Consider the following 10094-nt stretch of genomic DNA (forward strand, 5'->3'; position numbering starts at 1 on the left):
TACGGCCTCTCCGCATATGTTAGCTCTGGGGATATCGACCACGCTAGGGCGATCGGCGCGCGCCTTCGTGCCGGCAATGTTCATCTAAACGGCGCACCACTCGATATCAATTCTCCTTTCGGCGGCTACAAACAGTCCGGCAATGGACGTGAGTTTAGTGAGTGGGGTCTGGAGGAGTTCCTTGAGAAAAAAGCTGTTCTAGGTTTCGTGCCGGTGGACGCCGCGCCAGCTGAATCGAAAACACTGTTTTGATCAGGCCTATTAATCAGATCTGTTAACTCCCATGGCTGAGTACCTAAGCGCAGTCGGAATAGTAGTGGTTGACCTAGAGCTGTCTGCGGGCTTCTACGAGCGCGCGCTTGGGATGACCTCTTTGCAAACCATCACACTTCCAACGATGAAGGAAATAGTGCTGGGATTTGAGGGCACGCGGAGCGCTGCGGTATTACTCATGAAGTATACCGACGGCACACAACACGAGAACAACAAGAGAGATGGCAAGCTGGTTTTTTACGTCAACAACGTCTCTGAAACAATCGAAGCTATCCGTGGTGCAGGCTGTCTGGTGGAGAGAGAGCCGGAAGTCATAGATTCAATGGGAGGGGCCATCATTGGGTTTGCTCGCGATCCTGATGGACATCGGTTAGAACTGATTCAGAAGCCACCTAAGAATTGACAGCCAAACACCGTGATTCCATGGCGTGATAGGCATTATTTGAACCGAAAGACATCGCTGCAGGGGGTAGCGCCATGAGCGACTGTTTTCGGGATGTCATTGAACTTCTCCGCGCTTCCCACAAATTCTGATAACAAAGTGATGCCGGCAGCCACGTATGAACGATGGCCGACCCGGTTTAACACCATGGTCTGTGCGTTGAGCTTCAGAAGGACTCGATGAGAAAAATATTAAAGATCATGCTTTGGAGTCTAGGCGTGATAACTCTTTTGCTGGCGGCCGCCATTGTGTTCGGGCCCGGCATCTACGCGCGAATGACCGCGCCCGCCCACGCGTTCGGGTCTAGGCCGCTGCCCGCAGCGCCGGATTACGCACAGCGATCTAACTGGTCCGCTTGGCCGGGCCCTGGCAGCCCGGCAGAACGATTGCCAGATGGCATGACACCAACGCCGCAGGACAGTAGGTTGGCATCTGCCTTCTTCCTGCACCCAACAACATTCGGCGGCACAGAACACTGGGTGCAGCCAATGGACCACGAAGAAACCCGTCGCGGAACTGATCGCGGCACGGTATCGATTCAAGCGTCAGTATTCAATGATTGCTGTCGTGTTTACGCACCTCGTTACCGACAATCTATCGTCAGCGAGTATCACGGCGAGGGTATCGTCAGCCAGATTCAAAACATCGGATACCGGGATACGCGTGCGGCCTTTTACCATTTTCTGGCGGAGATCGGGCCAGAAGAACCCATCATCATGGCGAGTCACAGCCAGGGTACGTTCCACCTGGTCCGATTGATCGAAGAAGAAATTGACGGAACTCCGTTGATGGAGCGTCTGGTGGCGGCGTACGCTATCGGCAATTCACTGCCGCAAGCGCTGGTCGACAACAGCTACGAGGATATAGAGGTTTGCACTGCACCAACGCAGACAGGGTGTTTCATTACCTGGGATGCGCACGAAGCCGATAAGCACCCCTCTCACTGGGGCAATCAGGAGGAGCAGGACATCTGGAACGGCCGTGACTACTCCGGCTTTGACCCCGGTCCACGTATTTGTGTTAATCCTATTACTTGGCGAACAGACGGCAAACGGAGTGATAGGCGCAACCATTTGGGAGCGCTGACGGTCGAGGCCGGATACAGCGCGCTTGACACTTCATTGGGCGAATTGGTTAGCGGCACAGTTTCAGCCTATTGCGGCGACGAGTCGACTCGGAAATGGCTATTCGTGAATGGTGACCGCGACGAGAAATTGAAACTGCAGGGCTTCTGGTCGCTCTTCATGCGCAACCTGCACTGTCTAGACTATGGCTTGTTCTGGGGCAACATCCGCGAAAACGCGACCGCGCGCGCGCGTTCATCAAGGAGCAACAGGGCGTCACAATGATCGGGAACGCCCAATCGAAATGACGCCGGCAGATCTGGAAGTCGAGCGATAAGCGAAAGCTCCGCGTTACGATCCTGTCGTTTTCATAATTGCGGGAATATCGGTATCTACAGGCTTTCAGCGTTGCTGGTATGGACCCATGTCCATCCCTGAATATCGCATGCCAACGTCGCGAATCGTCTGCTCATCCCAGTACTCGTCACCAGGTGCTGGGAAACCAAACAATGTCCGTTGTCGCGGCGTCATGCGAACCATGGCATCGGACCAAGATTTGGACAATGCCTCTCGCGGCCAGGCTGTCCTGCCTGTCCAGCGCCACCCGCGCGGCTGAAGGTTGACGAGTAACGTAAATCGCGATCGGCCGGGCTGAGTGAAATTTGAGCCGCGGTGCAATGTGTCGGTCTTGTAAAGCAATACACTGCCAGCGGCGCCAGTGATGGCAACTTCCTGGCTCGCGAAAGCATTCTTGATCTGGGTCCGGGGAACGAATGGAGTATCTCGGGCGCTGTCGGTCGACACTACATAGGTCGGCGCGTCGGCTTCGCTGACATCGGAAAGCAGTATGAAGGCTGCCAGCTGAACATGCCTACTTGCCCGCTTTGGCACGACGAGNGTGTGATTACCATAGTCGAAGTGGTGCGACTGCCNGTAGTCGACCGCTCCAGAATACTTTGCCCAAAACTCGGCCTGATAGAGTTCTAGGTCCTTGGTACCACAGATTTTCTCTGCCGCATCGATCAGATTCTGGTTGACGACCAAGCGGTTAAGGTCCCAGGTCGGGAATGGAAATCGATGTATGCCTGCAAATTGGCTCGTGCTGAGCGTTGTATGCTCGTCGGTATTTGCAAAGTAGTCTGCCGGGCGAGGGCAAAGCTCCCACATCGCCTCTTGCGCCCTCGATAACAATTCAGGCTCAATAAAATTCTCAACGATGGCATAGCCATCATCTCTGAGCTGCTGGATGTGCGCGTCCAAAATCTTCATAAGTATTTCTGTGGGCCCTAAGACGCGGCATACANCTGCACCGCTAGCGGCATTATCTGACACCCACAGGATGTGAAAGCTTTTNAGGAGCCAATAAGTCCGATACTTGCGGCACCGAGGTAGCCAGGTGCTTAGTAGGCTCGCAACTCAGCATAACGATTNAGATGNTAGCGCCTNTCNCCGTAAAGCATCTGTGCNACACGAGCACGCTTGATGAANAACCCTATATCNAACTCGTCGGTCATACCGATNCCACCATGCATCTGAATACCCTCATTCGATGCAAGCTCAGCTACTTGACAGGTCTTTGCTTTAGCAGTGCTGGCTAGCAGTCCGGCCTCCTCTGGCGATTCATCAAGTGCGCGCAACGCCTTCAACACAATCGATTTGCAGAGTTCAATTTCAGTCCACAGTATCGCTGCGCGATGCTGCAATCCCTGGAAGGAACCGATCTCTACGCCAAATTGCTTGCGTTCATTNAGATACCGCAACGTCCGACCGAAACATTCGTTCGCAATGCCGAGCAACTCAGCCGAAAGATGGACGTTCGCGATATTAAGCACCTTTTGCAGGGTCGCCAGACCGGCGCCTGACTGACTAATCAGTTGATCAGACTCAACGGTGACATCATTAATTTGCACAGTTGCCGAATTTCTACTGTCGACCATTTCTGTTTTAATTATCTTAACCCCTTCGGCGNCACGAGGAACAAGGAATAACAAGACATCTTCAGGATCTTTGGCCGCTCGCACAGAGACAATCAGNTAATCCGCAACGTTGCCATCGACGACAAACGTCTTTTCCCCATTGAGGATGTAGCTGTCACCGCGCTTAATGGCTGTGGTAGCTATATCCTCAGGATTGTGCCGCGAAGCCTCATCGACAGCGAGCGCTAGCGTCAGACTACCGGCAGCGACCTTTGGGAGCAGCGCTAAGCTATCGCCGCCCAGGGACAATACAGATGCGCCTACAACCGCCGTCGAGAATAGTGGCGAACAAGCGAGTGTGCTGCCACACAACTCCATGATCTGACCCATCGCGACGTGACTAAAACCGAGTCCACCCTGCGCTTCCTCAATCAGAATTGATGGCCATCCGAGCTCCGCCATTTCCAGCCAAACCTCCTTTGAGAATCCTTGAGGATTAGCGGTATCCCGGATTTTCCTTAGAGCGTCAGGACCAGCTTTCTGAGAAAGAAAATCCGTCGCTGACTCACGGACCATCCGCTCCTCTTCAGTTAAGACCAGCTTTTGCATCAGCCCAAACCTAGNATNCGTTTTGAAATGATGTTGAGCTGAATTTCGGAGGTACCNCCCTCAATCGAGTTTCCTTTTGATCGCAACCAGCGCTGAGTGTCTGTGCCCTCTTCCCAGTGGAGTGCATCACTACCGCCAAGTGCCATGAGCAATTCGTAGCGGCGTTTGTTCATTTCAGTGCCGTAGTACTTGATCATCGCAGAGGTATTGCCCACACCGCTTGAGGCCATCTCGTCGCGAACCCGCTCCATGGTCAGTTGGTGACAGCACGAGTCGACCTCCCAAGTAGCGACTTCGGTGCGAAGCATCTCATCAGACAATCGACCATCATTTAACCCGATCACTTCAGTGGCAAGCTCACCGAGTGTCCTCGTACCCGCCGCCGTACCGATACCACCAATCATTTCTCGCTCATGGGTCAGCAGATACTTAGCAATAGTCCAGCCNTTGTTGATATCCCCCACAACTTGACTTTTCTCAACGCGGACNTCCTCCAGAAACGTCTCACAAAAAACTGANGCTCCTGAGATTANACGTATCGGTCTTGCTGTTACGCCNGCAGANTCCATGTCNAAAAGCACNAGGCTGATACCTGCGTGTTTACTGGCCTCGAAATCAGTGCGGACTAGACAAAACATCCAGTCGGCTTGGTCTGCGTTCGATGTCCAGACTTTCTGTCCATTAACAATAAAGTGATCGCCGTGATCTTCGGCACGCGTCTGGAGTCCGGCCAAGTCCGAACCACTTCCTGGCTCGCTGTAACCTTGGCACCAGCGAATTTCTCCTCTCGCAATCTGCGGCAAATGCTGTTTCTTTNGGGCATCTGACCCGAATTCTAGAATTGCCGGACCAATCATGGAGGTGCCCATGCCTTGTAAAGGAAGTCGCGCGGTGATGCGTGCCATTTCTTCCCGCAACACCTTGGCTTGATCGTGATCTAGGCCGCCGCCGCCGTACTCCGACGGCCACGTNGGAGCNGTCCANCCGCGCTCNNCCATNCGGTCAAGCCATAGCTTCTGATCATCAGTCTGAAAGACNAAGCGACGTCCGCCTGAGCAAATGTCTCGCTCCGTGATTGGCTGCCGCATAGTTAGTGGACAGTTTTNTTCCAGCCAACGGCGTGTTGAAACTCGAAATTCTCCCAAATCCTGCAAACTTTTGAGCCCCCATCAATTGCTGCTCGCGATTACGAGAGAGTAGCAAAAATCTTTTACCAGACATGACACTTCATGCACGATAATGCACTCTCTAGATTACTCTCCCCCAAATTTACTGAGCAGAGACACACTCATGGCGCCTTTGCCACTCGTCTCACCTAAACTGGTTACACCTAACTTGCCTGACGTTTAAGCCGTTCACTTACGGTTCTTGCGGGGACTTGGAGTGACTCCACTCGCTGCGCTAGGTGCTCAATTTGCACTATTAGGCCTAAGCTTTTTNCCGGCCAAGTTGTAGTGATTAAAAAATGACCACATCACTTCGCTGGTCGGTTGACCCAGCAGTGTCTCTGGCCAATCGTGCGCCCCACGCTCAAGCCGATAATGCTCTACCCTAGCGTCCTGAGCGCAATCGCTATACGCAAAGTGCGATATGACTTCTCCGATCGTCTCGACTTTCGATTGGCAGTCGTATTTCTCGCTCCAATAGCCAATCAGGCTCGGTATGTCACGCATAGCTCCGACAGAGTCCCATGCTTTCCATTCCCAGGAGTTACCGTAAGCAATTATAGGATCCTCAACACCATGCACATGCATAATCGGTACATTACGTGATTGCTCGCACAATTTGACATTAAGCGGCATGGTGCCAGCAACTGAAGCGATAGCGGCAAAACTCTCACTCATATGACACGCCAACTCATACGCAAACATTGAACCCAGTGAGTAGCCAACCGCATAAACTCGGGAGGTGTCTACCCAGTGTCGCACGGAAATATCAGAAATCATCTGATTGAAGAAGTTGATATCCTGCATTGCCGTGGCGTCAGTGTTGAGCACCCATGCGCCTTCGTTATCACCGTATGTATAACCCGACGGTAAGGCAATAATCATGTTCTCTTTTTCAGCAATTGCCTCCCACTCGTCCTGTCCAGGGAAGCGCCAACCTGCATCAGCATCTCCCCCCTGCAGCGTGATGATCAGACCGCTAGGGCTAGATGCTTCATCGCTCGGCACAAATAAATAGTATTCTCGAGTCACTCCATCGATGACGAGCTCTGTTTTAGGCAAATGGTGCCTGTACGGGAGGAGATAAAGGGCCACGCAACCGACAAGAAAAACAAAGACCCCGAAAACAATGATCAATTTTTTTTCAAGCTGAAATGCCTTTTCAGCACTATATAAAAGCGCTGTATGCCACTTTTTCAGCGCGACCAAAAAATTCATCCCACTGTTCATCGGTCAACAGATCCGGCTCGCCCAACTGCTTAGCAAGCAAGTAATGCTTGCACAGTATTTCTAGCAATTCTGCATTGCTGATTGCTTTATCAAAATCAGCGCCACGGCAAATCATTCCATGATTACCGAGTAAGCACGCCGCGCGNCTCTGCAAAGCGTTGCCAGCGTTTTCTGCAAGCTCTCCAGTTCCGAAGGTCGAGTAGGGGACGCATGGCACATCTGAACCGCCGAACATACCGACCATATAGTGGAATCCGGGCAAAGGCATGTTGTTGCAAGCCATGGCAACACAATAGGCTGAGTGGGCATGAATCACTGCGTTTGCCTTGTCGCTGTTCTTATACACGGCTGAATGCATGCGCCATTCTGAGGAGGGTTTTATGTCCCCTGCCCACGTGCCGTCTTCTCGCACGAATACAACACGGTCTGGCGTGAGATTTTGAGCAGTTGCGCCAGAGCAGGAAATCAACATCCCACCTTCTACTCGGCAACTCACGTTACCAGTCGCCAGATCCATAAGACCTGTATCGACCAAATGACGGTAGGTGGCAACCAGATCTTCCGAAGAGTGTAGCTGTTCCATTTGCATCTCCTAGTGAAATCCCGACGCCTGCCGCTCGGCAGAATCGCTGGGACAAGAATAGAAAAAGGAGACAGCGTCACGTGGCTCGTCCGAGTGGTTACCGCCAGACCAATGCACCGTGCGGGCGCTATGAACCACTGCGTCTCCCGGTTCGAGTTCAGCCGCTATAACGTCTGTGGACTCCTGATCAATATTTGGAATGGGCATAACATTCGCGTACTCCTCTCTATGGGAGCCTGACAAATATTGTAGGCAGCCGTTTTTGATATTGACCGGATCAAGTGCAAACCAAATTGTTACGCCGCCTTTTGAATCGCCTTCACGACCTAGCGCATCTATATGAGGCCCTATGCCCTGGAGATCACCCTCTGGACGACCAAACCAAGCTACCGACAAACCCGCAACTTCGCCGCCCAATAACTGTTCTAAAAACTGGACATGTTTGCCACTCTTTAGTTGCGCATCGAGGTAGCCATCATAATGATGAAGTGACTTTATAACGTTCTTATACTTTCCTGCACCGTGATCTTGACTGGTCATTCTGTCCGCCAGCGGCAACGCCCTAATACGCAACTCACGGACTTCAGCATCGCTCAAAAAACCACGAACAACGACAAACCCATCGCGGTCATACTCCGCTTTCAGCAGACGCAACTTGTCTTCATTTCCCGCGGTCATTAGATATGTTTATTGTAAAAAGCACCAATTTCCGCCAGAGCCTGATGAGATTCTGGCAAGCTTGTCATTACCTGGAAAGCATGGAATGCCTCGTCAAATTCGCGCAGTTCGACATGGACTCCAGCTTCACGGGCACGAATATCAAGCTGGGTTGAATCTTCCTGAAGAAATTCATCTTTGGCGTATTGAACTAACAAGGGAGGTAAGCCACTCAGATCTCCATACAAAGGCGATATCTCAGGCGTGTCCAGTGGCCAATCTCCAGCATAGAGTCCAGCATTCACCATGAGCTCGGCCCGCATCTCAGCAGGACTTATAGTGTTGCCAGTCCAATCGGTCGCTGGCGACAGCAATGCTCCACAACCCGGAATCGGCAATCCCTCGCGTTTGATTCGCAGGAAACAGGCTAGAACTAAGTTACCTCCAGCTGAGTCACCAGCAAGCATGATGTTTTCGCTTGNTGTGTAATCGAGCATCGCCGAGTAAGCGGAAACAGCATCATCAACCGCGGCGGGATAAGGGTGCTCGGGAGCAAGCCGGTAGTCGAGAGCATTGACGGCCGTTCCACAAGCGATTGCCAGATGTGCGGCTAAGGAATGGTGGGAATCTAATGAGCCAGTTACGTGCCCGCCGCCGTGAAAATAGAGCAGCGATGCATCCTCGCGAACACCCGGCGTAAAATATTTGCGTGCTGGGCGGCCTGCCAATATGTAGTCGTCAATCAGAATGCTCTCCGGAAGCGGCAACTCGGCCATAAAGGAATCNAAATTCCGCCGTTGGTCCTCAATGGGCAGGTGCTTNCCCTTATCCAGACCGGTNGCNATACCATCCAGGAATNTCTGCATTTCTANNCTTGCCATNNANTAAGTCCGTNTTGATCCNTNNATGNANCNNNNACTCANNCNNNCTGNCCTNGCGNAGCCTCNCTGTTTTTCNGGNANGAANTAAGTTCGATTNACNTCACCGTCATGNGGGGTGTGTGAAAANTGGTGGTCGTTGACGGATCCGCTACCTGCGAACGTTACCTCGTAATGTATGACTCCTTGTAAAAGTGTCATCAGAAACTGAAGGCGATGGTACGTCAGCACGCGAAAGCTGGAGGGATCGAAGCTGTCGCGAAGTGCTTGATGCGTGCTGACGACATCTTGCAAGGAGAGGAATGACTCTACTAGACCCATCAGACCCTTTCGGGACCGCAAGTTAGTCTCGGTTGTGATCATCGGAGCTGCGATTTCGCCTACGAATCGATTCTTTGACTTCAGAGCTATTAGCCTCAGGTTTCTGTTCGAATTTGGCAACTTGATAGCTAAAGCACCCGCGTGAAGAAACACATCAAGGTCTGTACTTTTTGACATACCTGACACACCTTCGGGGATAAGTTTGAACATCGTGCGTCCGTATGTCGTTTGCACGTCTTTCACAAGTTCGTTCATTGAAACGCGTTCATTACGGTAAAGAACATCCAGTTCAACGCCATTCATCATCGCGAGAAAGTTAAAGCTAGGATCCGCCACAATGCTTTTCAAGAACTCACTGGAAAAGCTTTGGTCATCAAAGTAGAACAGCCCCCTATTGTTCGTAGCTTGGGCCACGCGGCGCAGTAATTTTGTTACCTCCTCAGCATCATTGACAAAATCCGGCACACGATCCGACCAGACCGCGGCTACCAGCGGAGTGAAGATTTCAGAATCCGCATCGCTTGCGAGCACCTCGCACACCTTGAATCCCGAGTCGACACAATTCACCGAGCCCGACAAGTACTCAACTTTGCGCGCATATTTCTTATTTAGTTCATGCAGGTGGACTATTAAACGCGTCTTGCTCGATACTCTATGTGCACCAAGTCGCAGAAGCCGATCAGACAGGGCCGCGGCGAGCGCTGGGTTGTCAAGGTTGCGAGATAGGCGTTTGTGCGTCGCATGCAGGCGAATATTCTCATTGAGACTCCTGGCGATATGTGTGAGGTTCACCGACCTGGTGCGCTGTATTCCCACCAGCATGTCGCGCACAAACTTGTACCCTACTCTGCCCAGGTCGGAACCCAATTCGTCAGAACATAGAAACTGAGCAAAGCCCTCGGGTGCCAAAATTTCCCCATCATTACTCATCGTACCCAGCATGCCCCCTTTTTGC

9 protein-coding genes and 1 pseudogene are annotated in these 10094 nt (G+C 52.0%); 3 read left to right on the forward strand and 7 right to left on the reverse strand.

Features of this window, described 5'->3' with window-relative positions; translation table 11 throughout:
- The 3 genes from CBD51_002530 to CBD51_002540 form a co-directional block, all read left to right on the forward strand.
- A partial coding sequence (locus CBD51_002530) for an aldehyde dehydrogenase family protein (protein RPG59786.1) occupies positions 1 to 252 on the forward strand: 252 nt, incomplete at its 5' end.
- A 31-nt stretch (positions 253 to 283) separates the two neighbouring features.
- Positions 284 to 676 carry a hypothetical protein gene (locus CBD51_002535; GenBank protein ID RPG59787.1) on the forward strand — a complete coding sequence of 131 codons (393 nt, stop codon included), beginning with the start codon at positions 284 to 286 and terminating at the stop codon, positions 674 to 676.
- A 218-nt stretch (positions 677 to 894) separates the two neighbouring features.
- The gene (locus tag CBD51_002540) at positions 895 to 2064 is read left to right on the forward strand and encodes a DUF3089 domain-containing protein (GenBank protein ID RPG59788.1); all 1170 of its coding nucleotides are present in this window, start codon (positions 895 to 897) and stop codon (positions 2062 to 2064) included.
- A 117-nt stretch (positions 2065 to 2181) separates the two neighbouring features.
- Here the strand turns inward: CBD51_002540 and CBD51_002545 are convergent, their stop codons facing one another.
- The 7 genes and pseudogenes from CBD51_002545 to CBD51_002575 form a co-directional block, all read right to left on the reverse strand.
- A complete protein-coding gene (locus CBD51_002545; protein ID RPG59789.1) occupies positions 2182 to 3048 on the reverse strand; it encodes a hypothetical protein in 867 nt (288 codons plus the stop codon).
- Between the two features lie 131 nt (positions 3049 to 3179).
- The gene (locus CBD51_002550; GenBank protein ID RPG59790.1) at positions 3180 to 4304 is read right to left on the reverse strand and encodes an acyl-CoA dehydrogenase; all 1125 of its coding nucleotides are present in this window, start codon (positions 4302 to 4304) and stop codon (positions 3180 to 3182) included.
- Positions 4304 to 5458, reverse strand: coding sequence for an acyl-CoA dehydrogenase (locus tag CBD51_002555; GenBank protein RPG59791.1), 1155 nt, complete (start codon positions 5456 to 5458; stop codon positions 4304 to 4306). Before CBD51_002555 ends, CBD51_002550 begins: the two co-directional genes overlap by 1 nt.
- A 255-nt stretch (positions 5459 to 5713) precedes the next feature.
- A complete protein-coding gene (locus tag CBD51_002560; GenBank protein ID RPG59792.1) occupies positions 5714 to 6700 on the reverse strand; it encodes a hypothetical protein in 987 nt (328 codons plus the stop codon).
- A complete protein-coding gene (locus tag CBD51_002565; GenBank protein ID RPG59793.1) occupies positions 6639 to 7289 on the reverse strand; it encodes a class II aldolase in 651 nt (216 codons plus the stop codon). Before CBD51_002565 ends, CBD51_002560 begins: the two co-directional genes overlap by 62 nt.
- 3 nt (positions 7290 to 7292) lie before the next feature.
- The gene (locus CBD51_002570) at positions 7293 to 7961 is read right to left on the reverse strand and encodes a hypothetical protein (protein ID RPG59794.1); all 669 of its coding nucleotides are present in this window, start codon (positions 7959 to 7961) and stop codon (positions 7293 to 7295) included.
- Positions 7961 to 10094 (reverse strand): annotated as a pseudogene (locus tag CBD51_002575) (alpha/beta hydrolase). Before CBD51_002575 ends, CBD51_002570 begins: the two are co-directional and overlap by 1 nt.

The sequence above is a fragment of the Flavobacteriales bacterium TMED191 genome (assembly GCA_002171975.2).
Classification (GTDB): domain Bacteria; phylum Bacteroidota; class Bacteroidia; order Flavobacteriales; family TMED113.

What these genes read in the sequence shown, in the direction of transcription:
- CBD51_002535 (RPG59787.1), top strand. Translation starts at nt 284, where the DNA reads ATGGCTGAGTACCTAAGCGCAGTCGGAATAGTAGTGGTTGACCTAGAG.
- CBD51_002540 (RPG59788.1), top strand. Translation starts at nt 895, where the DNA reads ATGAGAAAAATATTAAAGATCATGCTTTGGAGTCTAGGCGTGATAACT.
- CBD51_002570 (RPG59794.1), bottom strand. Translation starts at nt 7,961, where the DNA reads ATGACCGCGGGAAATGAAGACAAGTTGCGTCTGCTGAAAGCGGAGTAT.